Below are 23,606 nucleotides of genomic sequence, written 5' to 3' on the forward strand. Positions count from 1 at the left end.
CGTAAACGAGCGCCTGTTAAACGGGTCGCTGGATAGTCATGGTCTTACCCAGCGCAGCGTAATCATTACCACCCAGTCTGGAAATGGGATCTACTTGAGCTGCATCAATGACCAGCCGTTCGCCTTTAGATGCGACTTTATCCGACAGATACGCCTGTTTGATCTCGCCAAATACAAGTCCTTGTTTGTTCGCGCCGATTTCCTGATACTCGAAGAGTTGACAGTACAAAGCGATATCGCATTCAGATAAGCGCGGCAGTGATTGCTGCCAATCATTGTTGGTTGTCAGATGAATACGCTCCAATTCAGATTCGCCATAGTCCAAGGTTCGAGCTGTCTCAGTCATCTCTTCTGCCAATGAGGAAGGCGCAATATGAACCACAAACGACCTGCTACGCAAAATATTACGACGAGTGTCTTTTATTTCGCCAGAGGGCTTACTTCCGACAGAAAACATAATCAGCGCTGGGTTACTGCTGATTGCGGTAAAAAATGAAAACGGTGCCAGATTAAAATTGCCCTCTTCATTGACAGTGAGCACCCAGGCCACAGGCCGGGGAATTACAGTTTGAGTCAATAAGTGATAGGCTTGTATATCAGACATTTCTTCTACGTTAAGATGCATAACAGGCTTCCCTGGAAAAATCAGCTCTCTGTTTTTGCAAGCTGTTGCTTATACTTTTCAATCGAATCCGGTCTTTGGTGGCCCCAGAGGCTGCTGAGATTTTGTTCGTAGGCTTGAGAAAGGCTCACAGACCCGTAGCATTGCGGTTCCTGCATAGCACTGATACGAATCTGTTATGTCCCGCCTCATGCTCATTGATGAGCACTGGTTGAAGCCTCAGCCAATTCTCAAACAAGCCTGTATAAATAACAAGCCTGATCTCAGAATTTCTATGGAGGGCATGCTTTATCTCATTTGTATAGGTATTCCATGGCGTGACCTCCTCTGAGTTTGGAAACTGGAATACCGTTTTCCAGAAGTTTAACGACTGGTCTGCCAAGGGAAATGGTTGAAGGTTTTTAAGACCTTCCCACGTCATCAGCGGGTACTAACGCTGTCACTACAGCTTTGAGAATCATAACCATCCTGTCCATACTCGTCGGCCTTAGAGCTCGTGCCGTAAGAAGCAACAAAGGGGGTAGTCACTGAGAGACAGACTCATAAATCAAAAATAACTGACCATCAAGACTGAATAGCTGACCATCAAGGCTGTCCAGTCCACTGAAAGGACTGATCGTGGAATCATTGATAGACGTCCAGGTATTGAAAATCTGGCAGACTGTCGGTGAAGTGGGCGTTACCATGGCACCGGTCGAATCCATATTGTCTTCACACTCTCCTGCCCATGGTAGTGGATCAACGGCTTTCAAGCGTATTGTTGTGGTCGCCACCACCATGAAGGTGGATGTTGTCGCCACGGATTGACCGCCTGAAGATGGTTACAGGCCAAGGCCAGTTTAATGTGTCCTTCGATACCTATAGCTGTACTTTTTGAGCGTATCAGATTGCCTGCCAGATTAAAAACAGGAGGTACCAGGTTGACTTTTGTATCATAATTGCCTCTGAGAAGGAAACCATCTCTAAAACGCGCTAGTCCTGTTGCAAGAGGTTTCTTGCCTGGCATATTGTTGTTGATATCAACCCTGTTTCTGAAAATATCCATACTGCTCCCAGCCGGTAGGTAAAAGTCACCCGCGTGTGTCATCTCGCCCTGGAATGAATTTTCAATAACAGCGATCCTCTGTGACTGCTGCGTACCGGCATGATAAATATCTATCCCTTTGGGAACAATATCTTTCCCGTCGTAGAGTATGGATTTACCTACCATGGTGTTATTGGCAAACCGCAGGCCCGGACCCTGGTTCAACGATGCATTCAGGGGTCCTGCGCAAGAGAGGAAAAGTCCGGCCCGTCTAACAGACACATAGAACAGGTTATTTTCTACAATCAGTTTCCGGTTATAGCACCCTGCATAAATAATAGAATAAGTCCCCTCATTGTTATCAGGTCCAACGGGCTGGAAAGTAACATGCCTTATGTGACTGTCTCTCGTTTTGTCGAAATCGTAAATATCATCAATCATGACCATAGATGGATCTCTAAAACCTGCGTCAACTCTGATAACTATTTCAAAACCTTCGTCTGCCGCACCAATGATGTCCTGACCGTCCTTCAAAACTATTCCTTTACCAATAAGATACTCAACCGGGGTTTTACCCACCGGAGGGAAAGAGGATGTAGAAGTAGAAGACGCAGTAGACACAGTCTCGGAAGAGAGCAGGATAACAGTGTTCTCAGGAGCCCGTTTGATCGTCTCACTCAGATCCTCTGTCTCCCCTGTCGGATCAGCAGCGAGAACAATACACTGTCGTCCCTTGACAAGTTCTGTGTACTGGTTCAACCGCTGAATAACCCCCATCGTTTGTCCGTTAAGAGTCACACAATACTGTCAGCAGAGGAGAATAGGGTGCTGTAGAAGAGTTGACGTTTGCAGATTGAGTCGTCCGGGCTTCTGAAAACAGAGCCATTAACAGGAATAAAGGGACGATTAACCGGGCTAATAAATAGTGTTTCAGCATGATCATGCTCAGGACCCCTTGAAGCAGTCGACAAGAAGTCTAGACTCTGTATTTATACTTAGCCATCAAAAAAATTGTTCCATCCAGTGCTGTAAAAACTTTTCAGATTTTAATAAAAAAAACCTTCTCCATTGGCAACGTTTACACATTGATTCCAATCACAGATCTCAGGGTAGATATTAAGCCCCACCCACAGCACAAGAACCTAATCTTGTTCTTCCTGAACAACCATCTTGTACAGGGTGCTCAGGTTTGGCATTATCTGCCCGGAAGTCGAGCAGCTTCCTCGTATGTGAGAGCAGAGCCTTTCCTGCATTCATCAGGGATAAAATGATATTACCAAACAATCGGGTTCCACTTTTCATCGCCTTATGCGTCGAGATTTCTTCAATTCAGCTCACTGCGCCAAACCTGCCACTGCAATCCAAATGTGTCGATTCGCTTGCGGTTGATTTTTGCTGACAATCAGTACCATCTGAACAACGAAAGCTCCAAAGGAGAGAGGCTTATTTTTTAAAATTGAAAGCTTTGCCTTTATTTATGAAGCATCTGGTCTAAAGTAACTTGGGTTGTCTTAAAAGGATTACGACGACAAGGAGTATCTGTTTTGACATTTAAATATTAGAAAGAGTGAATTGATGAATATCTTAAGATCCGGATTGGTGGTTGCTCTATTCTCAGTAATGAATTCCTTCCCTTGTTATGTCTGTGCAATGGGTGAGCCAACCAGCAGTGCGGTATTTACAGAAGTTTCAAATTGTTCTGAATTAACCAGCGGTGTTGACAGGGATCTGTGTACTCGCCATTTATCTGCGCTTAAGGATTTGATCAGGGAAAAAAACAATCAGGCGTCTTTAAGTACTTCCACGGCTGCTCCGCCCATTCCAGAAACAATCAGGATAAGGAAGATATCCGCTACAAATACCAGACTGGATCAAGAGGTTTTCAGAACCATCTATCCGACGTTATTCATCTTTGATTCAGAGCAACCGACCGGGAATGGACAATCTGCCATTTATGAATTGCCATTGACAGAGCGCGATAATGGCTTATTCAGAAGTGCCAACAGTTTTCAACTACCCGCTAACTCTGCCTTTGTTGGGAATCGAGTCGATATTCTGCCTGAATTTGTTATTAACGGAGGCGGGTGGTTTCATTACGTGATGTCGGCATCCTGCAATGATTCTGTCTATTATCTGGCGAATATTAAAGTCAATTCCAGATCCCCTTCCGATATGGGCAGATCATCTACAGCAGTTGCCACAGTGCCTCCCGGTTCAACTCCGACAGAACGACTCCATGTACCAGCGGGTGTTCTGGATCTCAGGGGGGCGGGTATCTTTGTTGCGGACAACATCAAGGTGGTACTTGATCCAGCGGATAATCAGAGAGTTATCAGGCCGGTACATTTGGGATGTACCGATAATGAAGATGGGAGAGGAGCAAAGGAGCTTTTCGTCTATCGATTTACGCACTCTGAATTTGATCTCCTGCAAGGCATGCAGAGACCAACACATGATCGAAACGCCGCATTGAGTGTTCATTGTTACACCGAAGGGCAGGTGCAGTTGACCTTGAAAAACACTAAAACTGTCGTGTCCTTACCGACTGAGACTGATACTCCAACGCCTGAATCAGTTAAGAGCAGTGGTGTATTGTTCGATCTGACCTTACTGCCCAGAGAAAACGTTCTGCACCTGGTCGATTGTACCTGTAACAGTATTGTTGATCAGTTTGGCAATGACCTATCGATCGACTCAGCCAATCCATCGGATCCTGCTCCCTACATGGGAGGTATCTGGTATGCCAGGTACTGTTATGATGATAAAGTAATCCGGGGAGCATTTGGATTGAAAGGCAGAGATGAGGCATGGGGCTTGATAGACGTTGATCCAGCTGCTTCCGACAGATGCTCGAATGTATTGGCTGAGCGTTATCAACTAGGATTTGCTTCAGTGGGCGCATGGTCTTCGGCAGGGTTTGATGTTGCCTGTCATTCTGATTTGCCGACTTCCACAGCCACTCAGGATAAAACTCCGGTGTCTAGCGATATTTCTGATGTCAGACGCTATGGCTATGAATAAGGCTCAGCAGTTTTAACCTCCGGGCAGAAGGTTGACACAGGTATTGCCGTGTTTGTTCTGGACCAGACTATTCTCATAGCTGGTTCTGTCTCTCAAACCGTCCTTTATGGTTGGTCTGGATAAGGCACACCAGCCAGGTATCAGCCGCTGTATCGGGCTTGGGCATTCTGGCAGTCCAGTTGCTACCAAAACGCGTCAGTGGATTGAGTGGATAGAACTCCTATACTCTAATGGCCGATCAGGCTCGATCCTGGTTCGGCATAAAACTCTTCAAGTCGGTAATCTGAATTTTTAAAGCAGCATTACCGGCTTCCTGATCTAAACATTCCAAAAGCATGAGGCCCATTTCCTACTGTTGAAGACATTGCCTTTATTGATGAAGAACTTGAACAGGATTATTGCGATAAGGGTTCATCTGTTGTGACTTTAAAATATCAGACAGAGTACAGTTATGAATATTTACAGATACAGTTTGGTCATCGCTTTATTGTCAATAATTTATGCCTTACCCTGTCATGTCTACGCCACAGATGCTCCAACAGGCAGTCCCACAGATGCGCCAACAGGCAGTCCCACAGATGCGCCAGTAGGCAGTTCCACAGATGCACTAACAGGCAGTCCCACAGATGCGCCAGCAGGCAGTTCCACAGATGCGCCAACAGTCAGTTCCACAGATGCGCTAACAGGCAGTTCCACAGATGCGCCAGCAGGCAGTCCTACAGATGCGCCAACAGGCAGTCCCACAGATACGGAGGTTTCAAGTTGCTCTGATTTAGCCAGCGATGTGGATAAGAAGGTGTGTGACTATCATTTGTCGGCTTTTGAGGACCTGATCAGAGAAAAAAACGATCAGGTATTTTCAACAAAATCATACTCAACGGCTTCACCCAGTGCTTCTCCAATTCCTGAGACGGTAAGGATAAGAAAAATATCGGCTACAACAAGGCTGGATAAAGAGGTTTTCAAAACCAGCTTTCCAACATTGTTTATCTTTGATGCGCAATCACCCGGACAGGAACACCCCGCCGTTTATGAATTGCCATTGACTGTGCCCGATAGTGGCGGCGATCTCAGGGGAGTAAAGAGTTTTCAGTTGCCTGATAACTCCGCTTTTGTGGGGAACAGCAGAGATATTCGGCCAGAGTTCGTAATCGAGGGAGGCATACAGAATCATTATGTGATGTCGGCACCCAATAATGATGCTGTCTACTATCTGGCGAATATCGAAATTGATTCCAGAAATCCTCTGGACAGGGGCAGTTCTTCAGCGACGGCTGGCTCAGACTCCATCGGTAAAGAGATTCATAAACCTTTAGGCATTCTTGAACTGGAAGGTGCGGGTATTTTTGTTGCAGACAACATCAAGGTGGTACTGGATCCGGCAGATTATCGTAGGACTCTCCGACCAGTTGGTCTGGGCTGTACAAATTTTGCCGATGGGAGAGGAACAGAAGAGACTTTCGTCTATCGATTTACGGACTCTGAATTTGATCTACTGCAAGGCTTAAAAAAAGCAGAGTTTGGTTTGCACGCTGCAATAAGTGTTTCCTGTTATCAAAAAACAGGGCAAGTGCAGTTGACTATGAGAAACACTAAAACTGTCATATTTGTACCCCCTGGAAATCCAATTTCCTCTATTGCACCAGGCAGTGGTGTGTTGTTCTTTATTAGCTTGTGGCCCAGAGACAACATTATGCGCTTTGTCGATTCTTCCTGTAACAGAGTCGTTGATCAGTTTGACAATGATCTATCCATTAACTCAGCTGTTCCATCGAATCCCGGTGTGTATATGGGTGATATCTATAACAGTATCTGTACTGAGATTAATATGGTTCAGGGAGCCTTTGGATTAAAAGACAGAGATCAGGCATGGGGTTGGATATTAACTGATTACAGCAGTGATTATGGCTGTGATCCTGCAGTGAAAAAGACTTATCAACCAAGGTTTGCTTCATTGAGCGAATGGTCTGAAGCAGGTGTTGAAGTTGCGGCTAATTGCACAATGCCAACATCTACTTCTATAACCCTGGCGCCCTTCGTTATTGTTGGTGCCGATGCTCAGGCAAAGAATAATGCCAGTGCAGCAGGATTAACCCCGGTGCAAATAGCAGGCATAGGACTTGCTGCGCTTTTTGTGGACCAGGTCATTACTCAGAGCTGGTTCTATCTTTCACACCGGATAAGGCAAGACTGGATAAGACATACCAGTCAGGTGTTAGCCGCTACATTGGGGGTGGGGCTGCCGGTAATCCAGTTGATGCCAAAATGCATCAGTCGGTTGAGAGGTAGGAGTGCAGTGCACACTCTATTGACAGAAGAAAAGCAACTATAGTTTGTTGCAAGCCTCCTGTAAGTCGGTAATCAGGATTAGAGAGCAGCATTAGGCTTCGCCTTCTCATATACGTGCTATGGCAATGAATAACACTGGCACCAGGAGGGCAGAAAGCGAGTGCAGGTATTGCCGCGTATCACAGTAAGGATGCTGCTGTTTTGGCTTTTAAAAAATCAGACAGAGTGCAGTTATGAATATTTCCAGAGTCGGCCTGGCAGTTGCTCTACTCTCGGCAATGTATGCTTTTCCCTGTCATGCTTTCGCCATGGATGGGCCAACGGGCAGTGCCGTGTTCAAAGAGTTTTCAAGCTGTTCCGGGTTAACCAGTATTGTTGATAAAGACGTGTGCAGTTATCATTTATCTGCTTTTAAGGCACTTATCAGGGAAAAGAACAGTCAGGTATCTCCAACAACCTCTTCCTCGGTTGCTTACTCAAGCATTTCTCCAAATAGTTCCCTGAGTACTGTTCCAGGTACCTACTCAATATCTGAAACGGTCAGGATAAGAAAAATATCCGCTACGACAAAAAGACTGGGTCAAGAGATTTTTAGAACTAATTATCCAACCTTGTTTATCTTTGATGCAGAGCAAGTGCCGGGAACGGGACAGCCGGCCACCTATGAACTACCATTGAGAGGTGGCGGCAGCAGTTACGGAAGTGTCAACAGTTTTCAGTTACCGGATAACTCGGCTTTCGTTGGGAACGGGACGGATATTCTGCCTGAATTTGTTATCGAGGGAGGCTCACGGAGTCATTTCGTGATGTCGGCACCCCATAATCATTCTGTCTATTATTTGTCGAATATTGAAGTTGATTCCAGGAATCCTCGGAAAAAGGCTGTTGGATCAAAAATAACCCCTACAGGACACCCCGTTACAACTCCCGCTTCAAAGGCTCACATACCCGCAGGCATTCTTGACCTGAAGGGGGCAGGTATCTTTGTTGCAGATAACGTCAAGGTGGTACTTGATCCGGCGGATAATCAGGCTGATATTGATCCGGTAATACTGGGGTGTAGTAATTATGCTGACAGGAAAGGAACAGAAGAGAGTTTTATCTATCGATTTACGCACACCGAATTTGATCTCCTGAAAAGCCTGGAAGGAGTAACACATTTTCAAAATGCTGCATTGAATGTCGATTGCAAAGAGAAAACAGGGCATGTGGAGTTGACCATGCAAAACACTAAAACAGTCATATTTGTACCCACTAAAACTCTGTTACCCCGTCCGACAGATAGCAATGGTGTCTTGTTCTCTTTGAGTTTATGGCCCAGAGAAAACGTTCTGCGCCTGGTCGATTCTACCTGTAACAGCGTCGTTGATCAGCGTGGCAATGATTTATCGGTCGACTTAACGAATTTATTGCATCCTGATCACTATATGGGTGGTGTCCGGGGCGTCAGTTACTGTTCTGATATCAAAATAATGCAAGGCGCTTTTGGAATAAAAGACAGAGAGGAAGCATGGGGCTTGATAGTTGTTGATCACACCGATCTGCATAGCTGTTCGACTGCACTGGATAAGCGTTATCAACTGGGATTTGCTCCAGTGAGTGCATGGTCGAAGGCAGGCTTTGATGTTGCCTGCAATTGCACCATGCCAACATCGATTTCATTCAGTTCATTCCCAACCTATCCTTATACAACGCAGGTAGCATACACTTCACTCAGACAGATTCCGGGTAAAGGTGCTCTGGCTATTGACAGTAATGGCACTAAAAGATTGACCGAGTTGGAGAAAGCAGGCATTGGTATTGCCGCGGTTACTTTGGATCAGGCCATTACTCATAGCTGGTTCTATCTTTCAAACCGTATCAAGCAAACCTGGATAAGGCATACCAGCCAGATATTGGCTGCTACATTAGGTTTGGGTATTCCGGCCATCCAGTTGCTACTGAAATGTAAAAGTGGATTGAAAAAAGTAGATATGGAGATCGGTTTATTGAAAGATCCCGCTCAACAGATGTAGTTTGTCGAAAAAACACCACTTCCAAAGGAATGGGACTCATTCCATCTTAGAGAGGGCATTACCTTTATTTATAAAATATCCGGTGCAGGATAAATAGTAGCCTGCGGATGGATTATTAAAGAAAGGGTGCTTATGTTTTTAATGTTTAAAAATTAGACAGAGTGCAGTTATGAATATTTCCAGATCCGGGCAAGGGGCTGTTCTATTGTCAGCAATCTATACTTTCTGCTGTCATGCTTCTCCCACAGCTGGCTCAACGGGAAGTTCCACATATACAGAGGTTTCAAGTTGTTCTGAATTAGCCAGTAGTGCCGATAGGAGCTTTTGCAGTCACCATTTAGCTGCTTTTAAGGCTCTTATCAGGGAAAAGAACAATCAGGCACCTCCGACAACATCTACGCCGGGCACTCCTCCGGGTATTTACCCAAGTCCCCCCTCAGTATCTGCTCCCATTCCTGAAACGGTCAGGATAAGAAAAATATCCGCTACAGCAGAACCATTGGGTCGGGAGGTTTTTGAAACGGGCTTTCCAACCCTGTTTATCTTTGATGCAGAGCAATCGTCAGGAGAGGAGCAACCAGCCGTCTATGAATTACCACTTAAGACCATCAGTCGCGGTCATAGAACAATTAATACTTTTCAATTACCGGATGACTCGGCTTTCGTGGGCAACAGTGCAGATATTCTGCCGGAATTTGTCATTGGGAGAGGCAAACATCATCATTTCATGATGTCGGCAACCCATAATAATTCTATCTATTATCTGGCGAATATTGAAATTGATTCCAGAAACCCTTTAGATGATAAAGGAGCGGGCTTTGCAAGAGGGCAGCCGTATACAACCCCGACCACACAGAATCATACTCCGTTCGGTATTATGGATCTCAGAGGTGCGGGTATTTTTGTTGCTGACAACATTAAAGTGGTAATGGATCCGGCGGATAGTGACATGAGAATCGGGCCGGTAGACTTGGGCTGTAGCAATTATGCTGACGGGTTTGGAACCGAGGAAAATTTCGTCTACCGATTTATGCACACTGAGTTTGATCTGTCACAAGGAGAGCAAGGACCAACACGCGGTCAAAACGCTGCATTGAGTGTTAGATGTCTTCAGAAAAAAGGGCAAGTGCAGTTGACCTTGAAAAACACTAAAACAGTCATATCTGTACCCACTGGCAGGACAACAACCGTTTCACCAAAAAGCAGTAGTGTGTTGTTCTACATATCCTTATGGCCCAGAGAAAATGTTCTGAGCTTCGTAGATTCTACCTGTAACAGCGTCGTTGATCAGCTTGGCAATGATTTATCCATTGACCCGGATAATCCATCGGATCCTGAGCACTACATGGGGCGCGTCTTTAGTAACAATTACTGTTCTGGCATCAAAATGATAAATGGAGCATTTGGATTAAAAGACAGGGAGCAGGCATGGGGTTGGGTTCCGGCGGCTGAGCACATCGGTAAGCACAGGTGCTGGGCTGCTGATAAGAAAGCTTATCACGCTGGATTTGCTTCAGTGAGCGAATGGTCTTCGGCAGGTTATGATGTTGCCTGTAATTGCAGTATGCCAACATCTACTTCATCCATTTTAAACACTTCAGTCAGTCCATTCACAACCTCTTACTATACGACTCGGGTTTCACCCGCACTGATTCCCGATGTTGGTGATACAGCCGCTCTGGTTATGAATAAGACTGATGCCGAAGGATTAAAGGCATTTGAAAAATTAACCATGTGGCAGAAAGTAGGCGTTGGTGCTGGCGTGTTTCTTGCGGACCAGTTGGTTACTCAGCCCTGGTTCCATCTTTCAAAACGGATCAGGCAAGCCTGGATAAGGCATACCAGTCAGGCATTAGCTATTACGTTTGGTTTGGGTTTTCCGGCACTCCAGTGGGTACCGAAATGTATCAGTGGATTGAGAGGAAGGTCAGGGCACGTCCTGTTAGGTGATAAGGAACCATTGGGAAATCAAGAAATATTTGAACCGCGCTAGCAGCCTGTCGGACTTAAGACTGTCCTACACGGCAACTGCTCCTGCGTTGCTCTAGCTCCTGCATCCATGCAGTCGTGCGGTTGCAATAAATTGGTCTAAAAATCCCTGTTTCTTCGTCAAATAGCTCGCTATTCTCCTCAGAAACAGAGATTTTTATCCTCAATTTCTTGCAATCCTCGCTACGGACGCTTAAGTCCGACAGGCTGCTAGGATAAATAACGTCTTCAAAAAGGATGGTTAAGGAGAGGATACTTCTGTTTAACGTTTAAAATCAGACAGAGTGCAGTTATGAATATTTCCAGAATCGGCTTAGTTGTTGCGCTATTGTCAGCAGTTTATGGCTTCTCTTGTCATGCTTTCACTACTGTTGGGCCAACGGTCGGTTCCAAATATACAGAGGTTTTAAGTTGTTCAGAATTAATCAGTAGTTTCGACAGAAAAGTGTGCAGTCAACATTTACCCGCTCTCAAGGCACTTATCAGGAAAAAGAATAATCAGGTATCTTCGGCAACACCTTCCCCAACCGCTTCTCAAATTCCTGAGGCGGTCAGGATAAGAAAAATATCCGCTACAACAGAAAGATTGAGTCATGAGGTTTTTGGGACCCTCCATCCAACCTTGTTCATCTTTGATGCAGAGCGATCATCAGGAAAGGGTGAACACGCCGTCTACGAATTGCCACTGACTGAGCCTGTCAGTGGCAATCCCAGAATGACCAGGAGTTTTCAATTGCCTGTTAATTCGGCTTTTGTGGGGAATAGAAAGGATATTCTGCCTGAATTTGTGATTGCCGGAGGCATGCAGAATCATCACGTGATGTCGGCAACCTATAATGATTCTGTCTATTATCTGGCGAATATCAAAATCGATTCCAGAAATCCTCAAGAGTGGGGTGGTTCATTAGCAACAGCTGCCACAGTATCACCCGGTTCAACCCCGACCACGCAGTATCACGCACCTGCAGGTATTCTGGATTTGAGGGGCGCGGGTATTTTTGTTGCAGACAATATCAAGGTGGTACTTGATCATGCGGATAATGGGATAAGAGTTAATCCGGTAGACTTGGGATGCACCAATTATGCTGATGGGAGAGGCTCAGAGGAGTATTTCGTCTATCGATTTACGTACTCTGAGTTTGATCTTCTGCAAGGATTAAATAATCTTCATAACGCTGCATTGAATCTTGAATGTTATAAGGAAACAGGACAAGTGCAGTTGACCATGAAAAACACTAAAACTGTTCTGTCTGTATCCACTGAAACTGACGCTGCGGGACACAGGATGTCTAAGGGCAGTGGTGTGTTGTTCTCTATTAGCTTATCGCCTAAAGAAAATATTCTGAGCTTTGTCGATTCTACCTGTAACAGTGTCGTTGATCAGTTTGGTAATGATCTGTCCATTGATCCTGCTAATCCATCGGATCCCGATCACTATATGGGTGGCGTCTTTGACAGTAATTACTGTTCTGATGTCAAAATGGTTCAAGGAGCCTTTGGATTAAATGACAGTGAGCAGGCATGGGGTTGGATACCGGTTGAACACGCCGAAAAAGAGAGCTGTTGGGCTCTGTATGAGGAGAGCTATCGAGCGGGATTTGCTCCACTGGCTGTATGGTCTAAGGCAGGTTTTAATGTTGCATGCAATTGCACAATGTCAGCATGCACAGCCTCTCCCTTTGCAACTCAGATACCTTACACAATGGCTGATGCAGATGCTCTGGTCGGGAATAAAATCAGCAGATCAAAATTAATCGGATTAGAGATTTTAGGTTTATCCCTGTTTGCCGGGAGTCAGGTCATTGCTCAAATCTGGTTCCGGCTTTCAGACCGTATCAGGCAAGCCTGGATAAGGCATACCAGCCAGGTGTTAGCGGCTACATTGGGTTTGGGTATTCCGGCACTCCAGTTGCTTCCGAAATGTGTCAGTGGATTGAAAAGAGGGTACAGAGTATCGCCGATAAAGCACTCTCTATTACATGATGATTTTGATAAATTATAAGTACCCGACCGTACGAAATTACATTTTCAGACTTTTTTTTCAGGCGTTCATGGCAAGTACTCCTGCGTTGCTCTAGCTCCTGGTTCGGTTAAAAAATATACGACAATAGACATGCAGCTTGATAGAGAAGACTTTGCCTTTATTTATTAAATATCTGGTCTAGGATGAATAACGACCTTAGGAAGGATTGTTACGTTAAGGACGCTTTGATCTTAACTTTTAAAAAATCGGCAGATTGCTGTTATGATAATTTTCCGGTTCAAGATAGCAGTTGCTTTACTGTTATCAATGTATGCCTTCCCCAGTTTTGCTTTTCCTGCCGTTGGTTCAACAGTCAGCTCCACATATACAGAGGTTTCGAGTTGTTCTGAGTTGGCCAGTCGTGTCGACAGAAACGTGTGCAGTCATCATTTAGCTGCTTTTAAGGCACTTATCAGGGAAAAGAACAATCAGATATCTTCAACAACGCCTTCTCCAACCAGGTTCCCGAGTATCTCTCAAAAGACATCCATAAATACTTCCTCAGATATTTCCTTACATACACCTCCAATCCCTGTCTCAAGTCTTTCTCTAATTCCTGAAACAGTCATGATACGAAAAATATCTGCTACATCAGAAAGATTGAATCATGAGGTTTTTGAAACGTTCTTTCCAACCCTGTTTATCTTTGATGCAGAGCAATCACATGGAAATAAACAACCAGCCGTCTATGAATTGCCATTGCCAGAGGCTGCCAGTGTCGGCCACGAAGGGGGGGCTTTTCACTTACCGGATAACTCGGCTTTTGTGGGAAATGGAGCGGATATTCTGCCTGAGTTTGTTACTCAGGGAGTCTTACAGGATCACTACGTGATGTCGGCGACTCATAGTAACTCTGTCTATTATCTGGCAAATATTAAAGTCGATTCCAGGAATCCTCTGGTCGTGAATAGTTCATCAACAATGGCTCTATCTGGATCCCCTGAATCAACTCCAACCAAACAGAGTCATGTACCGGCAGGTGTTCTGAATCTGATGGGCGCAGGTATCTTTGTTGCAAACAACGTCAAAGTGGTGCTGGATCCGGCAGATAATCAGATGCGGATTAAAACGGTAAAACTCGGATGCAAAAGCTTTGCTGGTGGGAAAAGATCAGAAGTAAACTTCGTCTATCGATTTATAAATTCTGAATTTGATCTTCTGCGAGGCTTAAAAGGACGGACAGATTTTCAAAACGCTGCATTGAATGTTGAATGTTCTGATAAAACAGGGCGAGTGCAGTTGACTATGAAAAACACTAAAACCGTCCTATCCTTACCCACTGATACGGCACCACTCGATTCGCCGCAGAGCAGTGCTGTCTTGTTCGCTATAAACTTGTGGCCAGGAGAAAACGCTCTGAGCTTTGTCGATTCTATCTGTAACAGCGTCGTTGATCAGCTTGGCAATGATCTATCGATCGACTTGGCTCACCCATCGGATCCTGATCATTATATGGGGGGTATCCGGTGCAGTAGTGACTGTTCTGATATTGGAATAATTCAGGGAGCATTTGGATTAAAAGACAGAGAACACGCGTGGGGTCTGATGGAGGTTGATGATACCGGTAAACATGTAGGTATGTCTGTATTGGAGGGGCGTTATCAAGTCGGCTTTGCTCCTGTAAGCGCATGGTCTGAGGCAGGTTTAGATGTTGCCTGTAATTGCACTATGTCAGCGCCTGCTTCATCCAGTTCATTAATAGCATTGCCCTGTACAGCTCAGTTAGCCAACGCTTCAATTACAGACGGTTCCGATTCGGGTGAAGCAGGCTTCATGGTTAATGAAAATGACAATGCAGGATCATACGAAAACCAGAGATTGAAAGTAGTCGTAGTTTTTTCCCTGCTTACTGTGGACCAGGTCATTACAAATACCTGGTTCTATTTTTCATACCGAATCAAGCAAAACTGGATCAGGTATACCAGCCAGACCTTGGCGGCTATCTTAGGACTGGGTATTCCGGGAATCGTAGCCGTGGAGATGAAGAATTTTATTAGTGCATTGAGAATGAAAGATCTCACTGTAGTACTGGTCATTGAGCCAAAGTAGTTTTTCGTTTCATACCCATTCCTTTGCAGTAGGACAGCCAATTTATAAGATTTGCGTCGTTTAAGTCTGGTCGATAATAGACTCATAGTTTTGAGCTTCTTTTGCCGGAATAATATTCACACTCTCGGTTTCGGGATCAAAAACAATAGAGACTTCGCCGGATTTCAATAACCCAAGTACCTGCTGAATACGACTTTCCTGATCCTGCTCAAAACCGTTGTCAGTCCCTTCCCGGCTGACAAAATCGGCAATCAGATTGTTCAGTGTCTCTGTGTTCAGTTCCTGATATGGAATGATCATGACTCCACTCCTGAAGATGACCCTGAGGTCAAGGTGATAAATAAGGTTCCAGATCGGTGACCAGAAAGTGATCTCCCCTGGACTCCCAGACCACATTAACGTCCCAGAGTGCGGAGCCGTGCCTTCGCCCAGTGGTATCTCTGAGGTAGGCCGGGCGTGGATCCTGCCCCAATACCTGTTGAATCAGTTCCACCAGAGAACGCCCTGTCCGCCGCTCATAAGCCAGGCATTTAATCATGGCCTCTTCGCTAAATTCCACTGCTGCCATGATGGCCGGTAAAGGTGCAAAGCCACCTTTAGCTTCTGGCAGAGCATCGGCGTAGGGCAGGTAGGGTTTGATATCTATAACCGGTGTGCCGTCCAGCAGATCAGCTTCTGCCAGTCTTAGTATCAACTTGCCGTTACCGGATTGGATACTTTTCAGTTTTACCACAGACAAGCCAATGGGGTTAGGACGATGGGTCGAACGAGTGGCAAAAACGCCCATGCGCTGTCTGCCGCCAAGTCGGGGAGGGCGAATGGTAGGGCGCCAGCCTTGATTTATGGTTTCGTGAAAAACAAAATGAACCCAGAGGTGAGAGAAACCTTCCAGACCACGTACCAGGTTCTCCTGGTTGAAGGGTGGTAACAGTTCCAGCTCTGACTCTGCCGCTGTGACAATGCCCGGTTGGCGGGGAATTCCAAATTTTTGCCGGTAGCAGGAGTGAATCACTCCAATTTGTTCAAACTGGAAACTGCTTTTGCTCACATTTAACCCGTAATCGCTGTCTTGACCGGGCAATATAATGGAAAAATGAGGCTCTTAACAGGTCTTGGCCTTATAACGGCTCATTATTTCAGAGCAACCCAGCTGGGCCTGATCAGAATTTCCATAGAAAGATCAGGAGTCTGACGGAGACTATCAGACTCCTGTTGTTCTCAGGAAGTCTTTTTTCTCCAGAAGGTTGCCTGGGCAATGGTATGCTGGTGTTTTCTGGCGGTTTCCCGGATGACAAAAGGAATATCTCTGGGTGGTTTAATCTCCTCAAAATGTTGGCCCAGAACTCTTTTTAGTCCGTCATAGGTTGTCAGGGCTTCACCATTCTCGCGTATTCCTCCCAGCCATTTATCTTTTGACGTGTATTCTTCCAGCCAGGTATAGGGCGAAGTCAGCACCAGCAGTCCCTCTGGACGGATTCGCTCATGAACAGAAGAAAGAAATTTATAGGGATCGTTGAGTCGGTCAATCAGATTCCCGGCAAAGACAAGGTCATAGTTATTGTATTTGGTTTTGAGATTGCAAGCGTCTCCCTGGGTAAACAGCACACGACTGACATCAATGTTATCGGCAAAGTCAGTCAGTCTGGCTTCACGGTATTCGCCCAGTTCTCCCTCGGAGGGCACAAAGTATCGAATGTTTCCATTCTGCTGAAGCCTGGAGGCCGCAGAGATAAAGCGGGCTGAGAAGTCGATTCCGTCAACATGTTTGAACCAGCGGGCCAGCTCAAAACTGCTCCTCCCTACCGAGCAGCCCAGATCCAGTGCCCGGGTGCAGTTGAGGTCATTCAACAGCTCATGGCAGATTTCGGCACAGGTCCTGGGGAAATTTTCAACACCAAAGTAGCTTTCGCCATAATGGAATTCCAGATACTGAGCCACCAGCGCATCGGTTTCATAAGGGTTCAGGTTGGCATTATGCTCAGCGGTGGACTCAACATAGCGAAAACCGGCATGCTGGAAAAAATGTCGCCTGAAGGCATATCGGGAATCTCTGATCGCATAGTTACCTGTCGAGATCCAGCAGCCACCTTTAATCAGGTTATGCCGGCCGTCAAATGTGGGGGTAGAAAAGTCATCGTAATAGGGATGAACCTTGAAGCCTTCAAAGGCATCAATGGGCGTCGTTGTCCATTGCCAGACATTACCAATGACATCATAAAAGTCCCCCGTCCTGAACTGGTTAACCGGACAGGAAGAGGCCCAGTATTCGAGGTTGATGTTGCCAGGAGCCTGTTTCCAATAAGGTTGGTCTGTATCAATGCTGTCTCGCAAACAATACCATTCAGCTTCGGACGGCAATTGTATCTGCAGGCCCGTCATTTCTGATTTCCACCGGCAGAAAGCCTGGGCCTCATGGCAGTTGACATCCACGGGCCAGTTCCAGGGCATGTCTATCTCTTCCAACATGGCCCGGTATCGGTAATTTTCATCACCGGGAACCCAAAACTCAGGGTGAACGGCTTCGGCAAAGGTAGCCCATGCCCAGCCCTCATCGGTCCAATATTTTTCGGCGTTGTATCCGCCATTCTGGACAAACTCAAGAAACTCCTGGTTGCTGACCAGGTACTGGCTTGCCTTGAAGGCAGGGATGGTTTCTTCATAGTGACCGTATTCGTTGTCCCAGCCATAAAGCGCATGATCAAACGGCTTACCGAGAATCTGGTGACCACCAGCATGTTCAATTAACTGATTTTCCGGCGCTGCCCCGGAAGTTTTGCAGGGTCGCCAGTCCTGGTGAGGCGTGACGTAAGCCAGAGGTAACTGACGAATGAGAACCGATGAAGTCTCCAGGTGGATGCGCTCGTGCTCAATGCCCATCATGATCAGCCAGGCTGGACTTTCCCAGGTGATGGGTATCTCTATAGGCATGGTTTCAATAAATTCAACGATGTGTGTCCTGACTTTTTGACGGTATTCCTTCATGGCTGGAACCGTTGGCCAGTCGTAGTTGTTTTCGTCCAGATCATCCCAGGACATTTCATCAACGCCGATGGCCACCATTGCTTCAATATCTGTATCTACCCGTTCGTTAATCAGGCGGGCAGCAATCAGTTTGTTAACAAAAAATGCTGCGGTATGGCCGTAGTAGAAAATCAGCGGGTGTCTCTGGGAAATAGCCTTACGGTAATAGGCCTCATCATTGCTGAGTGTTTCAAAAAGACGATCGTAGATATCGAAGGTTTCGCAGAAGTACTGAGTCAGTTCCTGGCGCTTTTCTTCCGGGGTGCCTGAATCAAGTATCAGTGTTCTTGTGGGGATCTGGAGTGGCGAGGTGTTTTCAGTAGACGTCACGTTTAGCACGAGCTAACCTCCAAAGCAATCTAACAATGCATTACGGTTTGACCAGAGTCTATTAAAATATCCTATATGGTTTAGAGCTTAAAGGCAGAAGTATCAAGGTTGACCGATATGTCAATTTCAGCCAGATAACTAATGCCTTTCGAGCTGCTTCAGATCATACGTTTTCAGAGTGTTGTTGGATGACAGGTTATATAATCCATTCAGGGTTTGAGATCAGCTATTGCGACCCTGATCCTGCGAATGCCTTCCTCCAGAGTGGAGCGACTGCAGCCAAAGTTCAGTCTCAGGTAGTCACGGTCTCCAAACTGGGCACCGGGAGAGAACCCCACACCGGCATCCTCAAAGAAGCGGTGTGGGTCATCCAGACCCAGTTCGCTGACATTAATCCAGGCCAGGTAGGTAGACTGCAGGGGCAACATACTTAACCCCTTAATGTCATTGATTTCGGACATCAGCAAATCGTGGTTACCCCGAAGATAGTCGAGCAGACTCTGGCGCCAGGGTTCGCCATGTTCGTAGGCGGCTCTGGCCGCCGTGAAGCCTATCAGCATGTTATCCGGATCAGGGACAATACCCTTGCGAACTCTCTGGAATTCCATGCGCAGTGTGCCATCCGGTATTACGGCAAAGGCACAGCCAAAGCCGGCCACATTAAATGTCTTGGAAGGCGACATCAGGGTGATAGATGTGTTCCGGGTGAATTCACTCAGGCTGGCATAGGGGATGTGTTCGGCATTGCGATCAAGAATCAGGTCGCAATGCACTTCGTCAGAACAGACGGCAATGCTGTACTTTTTGCAGAGCGCCTCGATAGTCTCCAGTTCTTCCCGGGTAAGTACCCGGCCGTTGGGGTTCTGTGGATTACATAGCATCAACAGCCGGGTATCATCGGTGATCCTGTTTTCAAAGGCTTCCAGATCCAGCTGCCACTGATTGTCCCTGATCACCCAGTCCAGTCCGATCATCTGGCGTCCGCCCAACCTGGGTGCCATCAGAAAGGGGTAGTAAACCGGCAGAGGCACTGCAACGGTCTCTCCGGGGCCAGCAACGCTTCTCACCGCAATATTGAGCGCGGTCACCAGTCCGGGCAGCCAGACGATCCAGTCTTTTTCAATCTGCCAGTCGTAGAGGTTGTGCATTCGCTCGACAATTCGATCTTCCAGACCCTCATCGGCCAGGGTATAGCCAAAAACACCGTGCTCAACACGTTGTTGCACAGCTTCAATGATTTCAGGGGCGGATTTGAAGTCCATATCCGCCACCCAGAAAGGCAATATATCTCTGTCTTTGTAGCGGTCCCACTTAAGGCTTGAGGTATGACTTCGGTCGATAAAAGTATCGAAATCTGTGGACACGGATACTTCCCCTGATGTTGGATTGAATGTGTTTCACCGATACTACCTGCAGTCAGTCTTTTTTGAAATGTGATTTATCATTACGGCTTCGCCGACTTTATCCGTTTTGCTGACTCGCTGGTCAGCTCAGGGTGGTAAATCCTGCCGGGGGGCTGGAAAATCGCGGCTTTGTAGGCAATGCTCAGTGAACCTGAAGTTTCTCTGTGGAGAAGTACCGAATTGATTGCCAGAGGCGTTGTCTATTCGCTGTTGTCCGGAGCCTTGCTGGGAAGTCTGATCATTCTTCCCGGATGGATGTCGGAATATTCTGCTATTGAGCTGGTAGCAGGGCGCTTTGCAGTATTTGGTCTCTGGGTCTTTATAATTGTCCTTTTTCGTCGCGAGATTATTAAAAGAGTCCAACAAGGTGGGATCATGCCATGGATCTGGGTGGCCCTGCTGACAAATCTCCTTTATTACCTTTTCCTTATAATCAGTATCCGAAGTCTTGGCGGTGTTTTTGCCTGTATTCTGATAGCCGCCTTACCCATGATTTTTCAGAAATGCTTTTTGGAAAGAAACGCTGCCGGTCAGCTCACTACGCCTTTATTGCTATTGATTGGTGCGCTGTTTCTGTTGATTTCCCAGAAGTTTGATCAGAGTTATCCTGGCTCACATGAGCAGAGTATGGTCATCGGCCTGCTCTGGCTAATGCTGGCAAGTATCTGCTGGCTCGCAGGTACCCGCATACAATTGTCAATGGCCACTGAACGTCCCGATATTGATCCTTCTGATCGTTATCTGTTGACCGGACTGGGCTCTATATTGGCATTGCCCATGATTTATCCCCTGACCTGGCTGAACCACCCCGAATTAACCCTTTTTCCTGGAGGTATTGCTAATATTGACTGGACTTGCTTTTTAGGAGGCGTTCTGGTTGCAGGGGTATTAGCCACCGGTTTGGCCCGGATATGCAGACACAAAGCAGTGGCGCATAATAGTGATTCTGGATTTTATTCCTATACAACCCTTGAGGCTTTATTTGGAGTGCTGTTTGTCTTTATGCTGGAAGGGCGCACACCCAACAATCAGGAGTGGGCAGTTATTGCCATCCTGGTCTGGGGTATGGCCCTGTTTTACCGAAATCAAGCAACTTCACAATTTAATACCAGCTCAGGATAGTTGTTTCTGATCTCTTCCCGGTTACCTCTGAAGAGAATTCTTTCCTGCTTCTGCTCCAGCTGATACTCGTACATGGGGTCATAGTAGCCAACCAATAATTGCTCAATCAGTGGCCGATAGCCATCAATGGCACCATGAACTTCATGTTGCTGAAGGGCTGAAGAGAGTAGCTTTCCCAGCTCCTGATAACGGACTCCACCCAATCGTCTGCGAATCCGGTAAAGGCTGTCAGTCAGTCCCTGGCTGAAGCGGGTAAAGCCCTCTTCTTTACCGTAAACGGTCTGGTATTCGGTCAGGTTATTGCTGACATACTCCTGAAGACCTATCTCTACACGCTCTTCTATAGAAGTTTCCAGCAGAATTATGGAGGACTGTTGCATCTTGTTACTGAACACCTGGGACAGGCTACAGCGTCCGATCAGCTTGCTTTCGTCCTCCAGAAGCAGAGCGCGCCCTGGTTTAAAGTGGCGGTGCTTGAGCATGGCGATAGAAAGACGGTTTTCAAAGTCAATCTGGGTTGGCTGGCCACCATAACGACGCCCGAAGCTCGACCCCCGATGGTTGGCCAGACCCTCCAGATCAATGCTGTCTTCAATGTCATAAATCAGACGAGTTTTGCCGGCACCGGTTTTGCCACTGAGAATCACAAAGGGAATGTCTTCAACAGACTTTTCCAGTTCATCGATCAGGAACCTTCTCAATGCTTTGTAGCCCCCTTTGATCAGAGGGTAAGGGTATCCGGACTCAGCCAGCCAGGATTGGGTAATATGAGAGCGCTGGCCGCCCCGAAAACAGAATAAGTAGCCTTCTGGATGCTGTTGTACGAACTGCTGCCAGAGGGTCACCCGTTCAACACGCACATCGTCAGTGGCCAGCTCATAACCCAGGGCGACGGCAGCATCTTGCCCCTGCTGCTTGTACTCAGTACCAATCATTTCGCGCTGGTAATCATCCAGGATAGGCAGGCTGGTCGCCAGTGGGAATGAACCTTTGTTGAATTCAACAGGCGCCCGAACATCCATCAGTGGAACATCATTCAGGAACAGGGCGAGGTAGTCTTGGGTATCCGGGCGTTGTTGGGTCATAAGGTTCCGTAACAGCTCAATGGGAGCGGGCTGGGTTCTTGTCCAAAAGCACTATAGTTTCGCTGGAAGCTGTCTGTTTAAGCAAGTGTGGATTGTTTCTATCGGATTCACAGGGGCAGAGTACAGCCAAACCTGCATATCACTGGAACAAAGCCAGACAGCACAATACAGGCTGTGTACAGTGAGCGTTTAGCAGCTGTGTACATTTGAGTGCAATATTCTGCATTAGGAGGACGCCGCTATAGCGATTGCCCAAATGGCTTTCTGACAACAGGTTTTAACATTTGATGAGCATTAAAACGGTCTGATTTCTATTTCAAGCTGTCTGGTGTCTCTGGATTTGGCTCTGTGGAGAAAGTGGTAGAGGCTTGCCAAAGATACGAACGTAAAAAAGCTCAGACCGGTGGTTACAGTGATAATCGTAGGGTCAGGTCTGTATCCAAAGGGAGCAATGACCGACATAGGCAGTTTTTCATGACTGAGTATTTCATAACCATTGCCAACGATTAAATTTTTTCCTATATCCCAGAGAGTCCTTGATTCACCCGCAATTTTTTCAAATTCATGCCAGGCGTCCGAGAACAGTCCGGCTCCCAGACTGGCGATTACAAACCACGAAAATGTTCTCAAACAGGTACTTTCGGTTTCCGGATTGAATGGTATCAGTTTTGTAGCAATGATTCCCAAAGGGATGAGAGACATGCAAATGGCTTCGTATTTTTTATCGAGGACCAGCGGTAAAGTGGCCAGAGAGCCTTCTCCGGTTTGGCGAAAAGTATTCGAGATAACATTGATCAGCAGCCCTGATAAGAGAAGTTCCCTTTTACCTGTGGTACCTCCAGCGAGCCTGAGAGCCCAGCCACCAGCGCACATGCTGGCTTTTAATGATGTTAACCCAGTAATAAGCCCAACCCATTTCTCGGGGATTTCCCTCCCTGAATCCGCGAGTAAGACTCCGGTAGTGAATACACCGCCCATAGTAACGAGACTGGTGACAAGTGCTGTTCCCAAAATTTTATTTTTGGCTTCGGGTTTAACTCTGATAGAGCCTTGAAGGAGTATGAACATCTCCACGCCTTCCAAAACCCAGATAGCAACGCTGGTAAGAAACTGCTCGTTATCTTGTTTGCTTTTTTTGGTGACTGTTACAGGAGGGCTTTCACATCCCAGTTTATCTTTAATGGCGTTAAAGTCAGAGCTGTTGCCATAAATCACAGTTGAGTTATTCGGGTCGTTGATGTCTGAGCAGATAAAGGCTTTCAGCTTTCCTCTGTTCTCGCCGCAGCTGATATCGTCTGATGCTGTCTGCGGCAGCCTGATGCCCATGGAAACCCTATCCGGTAGTATGATATTGAGTTTTGAGGCAGGTGTGCTTCCGTTAACTGCTGAAGCCAGCGTGGAGTAGTCAGATTTAACTAACCCCGAAGTATCCAGGGCAGGACTAGCCAGAGCTGAATGAACAGAAATATAAGCAATCATCGTCGATATTAAGAGCACAAGACAGGTTTTTGACCGTTGCATTGGATGTGTCTCCATGAGCTGACTGGCTGATTGATATCAATTGAATTCAGATAAGCTGTTTTGAACACATTCGTATTGGCTCGAGTAGGTAT

Annotated in this window: 16 protein-coding genes; 7 read left to right on the top strand and 9 right to left on the bottom strand. The window is 46.5% G+C overall.

The features are described 5' to 3' along the window. Positions 1-16 precede the first annotated feature (16 nt). From P6910_RS08570 to P6910_RS08585, 3 genes are all read right to left on the bottom strand, one after another. Entirely contained in the window at positions 17-625 is a 609-nt protein-coding gene (locus P6910_RS08570) for a flavin reductase family protein (protein WP_317145855.1), read from the bottom strand. A gap of 521 nt (positions 626-1,146) precedes the next feature. Continuing rightward, complete coding sequence (locus tag P6910_RS08580; RefSeq protein WP_317145856.1) at positions 1,147-1,422, bottom strand: hypothetical protein; 276 nt, start codon at positions 1,420-1,422, stop codon at positions 1,147-1,149. Next, entirely contained in the window at positions 1,371-2,444 is a 1,074-nt protein-coding gene (locus tag P6910_RS08585) for a hypothetical protein (RefSeq protein ID WP_317145857.1), read from the bottom strand. Before P6910_RS08585 ends, P6910_RS08580 begins: the two co-directional genes overlap by 52 nt. A gap of 777 nt (positions 2,445-3,221) precedes the next feature. On the opposite strand from P6910_RS08585, the gene P6910_RS08590 reads away from it, so the two are divergent. From P6910_RS08590 to P6910_RS08615, 6 genes are all read left to right on the top strand, one after another. After that, the gene (locus P6910_RS08590; RefSeq protein ID WP_317145858.1) at positions 3,222-4,667 is read left to right on the top strand and encodes a hypothetical protein; all 1,446 of its coding nucleotides are present in this window, start codon (positions 3,222-3,224) and stop codon (positions 4,665-4,667) included. Between the two features lie 451 nt (positions 4,668-5,118). Beyond that, positions 5,119-6,999: a hypothetical protein gene (locus P6910_RS08595; RefSeq protein WP_317145859.1), complete on the top strand. Its 1,881-nt coding sequence runs from the start codon at positions 5,119-5,121 to the stop codon at positions 6,997-6,999. A gap of 190 nt (positions 7,000-7,189) precedes the next feature. Beyond that, positions 7,190-8,971 (top strand): hypothetical protein, encoded by a 1,782-nt coding sequence (locus P6910_RS08600; protein ID WP_317145860.1) that lies wholly within the window; start codon positions 7,190-7,192, stop codon positions 8,969-8,971. A gap of 499 nt (positions 8,972-9,470) precedes the next feature. Continuing rightward, positions 9,471-10,964 (top strand): hypothetical protein, encoded by a 1,494-nt coding sequence (locus P6910_RS08605; protein ID WP_317145861.1) that lies wholly within the window; start codon positions 9,471-9,473, stop codon positions 10,962-10,964. Between the two features lie 711 nt (positions 10,965-11,675). Beyond that, positions 11,676-12,962 (top strand): hypothetical protein, encoded by a 1,287-nt coding sequence (locus tag P6910_RS08610; protein WP_317145862.1) that lies wholly within the window; start codon positions 11,676-11,678, stop codon positions 12,960-12,962. A 243-nt stretch (positions 12,963-13,205) separates the two neighbouring features. Continuing rightward, on the top strand, positions 13,206-15,032 hold the full coding sequence (locus P6910_RS08615; protein WP_317145863.1) for a hypothetical protein: 1,827 nt from the start codon (positions 13,206-13,208) through the stop codon (positions 15,030-15,032). 60 nt (positions 15,033-15,092) lie between these two features. Here the strand turns inward: P6910_RS08615 and P6910_RS08620 are convergent, their stop codons facing one another. The 4 genes from P6910_RS08620 to P6910_RS08635 all read right to left on the bottom strand — a co-directional run bounded on the left by P6910_RS08620 (position 15,093) and on the right by P6910_RS08635 (position 19,747). Continuing rightward, complete coding sequence (locus tag P6910_RS08620; protein ID WP_317145864.1) at positions 15,093-15,332, bottom strand: YheU family protein; 240 nt, start codon at positions 15,330-15,332, stop codon at positions 15,093-15,095. Positions 15,333-15,360: 28 nt separating this feature from the next. Beyond that, positions 15,361-16,080, bottom strand: a complete 720-nt coding sequence (tsaA, locus tag P6910_RS08625; RefSeq protein ID WP_317145865.1) for a tRNA (N6-threonylcarbamoyladenosine(37)-N6)-methyltransferase TrmO — start codon at positions 16,078-16,080, stop codon at positions 15,361-15,363. Positions 16,081-16,250: 170 nt separating this feature from the next. Then, positions 16,251-18,392 (bottom strand): 5-histidylcysteine sulfoxide synthase, encoded by a 2,142-nt coding sequence (ovoA, locus tag P6910_RS08630; protein ID WP_317145866.1) that lies wholly within the window; start codon positions 18,390-18,392, stop codon positions 16,251-16,253. 200 nt (positions 18,393-18,592) lie between these two features. Then, a complete protein-coding gene (locus P6910_RS08635; RefSeq protein ID WP_317145867.1) occupies positions 18,593-19,747 on the bottom strand; it encodes a PatB family C-S lyase in 1,155 nt (384 codons plus the stop codon). 177 nt (positions 19,748-19,924) lie between these two features. Between P6910_RS08635 and P6910_RS08640 the strand changes: the two genes are divergently transcribed. Then, positions 19,925-20,908, top strand: a complete 984-nt coding sequence (locus P6910_RS08640) for a DMT family transporter (RefSeq protein WP_317145868.1) — start codon at positions 19,925-19,927, stop codon at positions 20,906-20,908. On the opposite strand, the gene mnmH is transcribed toward P6910_RS08640, so the two are convergent. Both mnmH and P6910_RS08650 read right to left on the bottom strand, forming a co-directional pair. Continuing rightward, the gene (mnmH, locus tag P6910_RS08645; protein WP_317145869.1) at positions 20,872-21,993 is read right to left on the bottom strand and encodes a tRNA 2-selenouridine(34) synthase MnmH; all 1,122 of its coding nucleotides are present in this window, start codon (positions 21,991-21,993) and stop codon (positions 20,872-20,874) included. The two genes, P6910_RS08640 and mnmH, sit on opposite strands and share 37 nt — an antisense overlap. A gap of 294 nt (positions 21,994-22,287) precedes the next feature. After that, positions 22,288-23,514, bottom strand: coding sequence for a hypothetical protein (locus tag P6910_RS08650; protein ID WP_317145870.1), 1,227 nt, complete (start codon positions 23,512-23,514; stop codon positions 22,288-22,290). Between the last annotated feature and the right edge of the window lie 92 nt (positions 23,515-23,606).

The organism is Endozoicomonas sp. 8E (assembly GCF_032883915.1).
Lineage (GTDB): Bacteria > Pseudomonadota > Gammaproteobacteria > Pseudomonadales > Endozoicomonadaceae > Endozoicomonas_A.

Bases quoted from the DNA above. Each gene is read 5' to 3' on its own strand.
- mnmH (WP_317145869.1), bottom strand. From the start codon at position 21,993: ATGACCCAACAACGCCCGGATACCCAAGACTACCTCGCCCTGTTCCTG.
- P6910_RS08620 (WP_317145864.1), bottom strand. From the start codon at position 15,332: ATGATCATTCCATATCAGGAACTGAACACAGAGACACTGAACAATCTG.
- P6910_RS08640 (WP_317145868.1), top strand. From the start codon at position 19,925: ATGCTCAGTGAACCTGAAGTTTCTCTGTGGAGAAGTACCGAATTGATT.
- P6910_RS08610 (WP_317145862.1), top strand. From the start codon at position 11,676: ATGACCAGGAGTTTTCAATTGCCTGTTAATTCGGCTTTTGTGGGGAAT.
- P6910_RS08600 (WP_317145860.1), top strand. From the start codon at position 7,190: ATGAATATTTCCAGAGTCGGCCTGGCAGTTGCTCTACTCTCGGCAATG.
- P6910_RS08595 (WP_317145859.1), top strand. From the start codon at position 5,119: ATGAATATTTACAGATACAGTTTGGTCATCGCTTTATTGTCAATAATT.
- P6910_RS08590 (WP_317145858.1), top strand. From the start codon at position 3,222: ATGAATATCTTAAGATCCGGATTGGTGGTTGCTCTATTCTCAGTAATG.
- P6910_RS08650 (WP_317145870.1), bottom strand. From the start codon at position 23,514: ATGCAACGGTCAAAAACCTGTCTTGTGCTCTTAATATCGACGATGATT.
- P6910_RS08615 (WP_317145863.1), top strand. From the start codon at position 13,206: ATGATAATTTTCCGGTTCAAGATAGCAGTTGCTTTACTGTTATCAATG.
- P6910_RS08570 (WP_317145855.1), bottom strand. From the start codon at position 625: ATGCATCTTAACGTAGAAGAAATGTCTGATATACAAGCCTATCACTTA.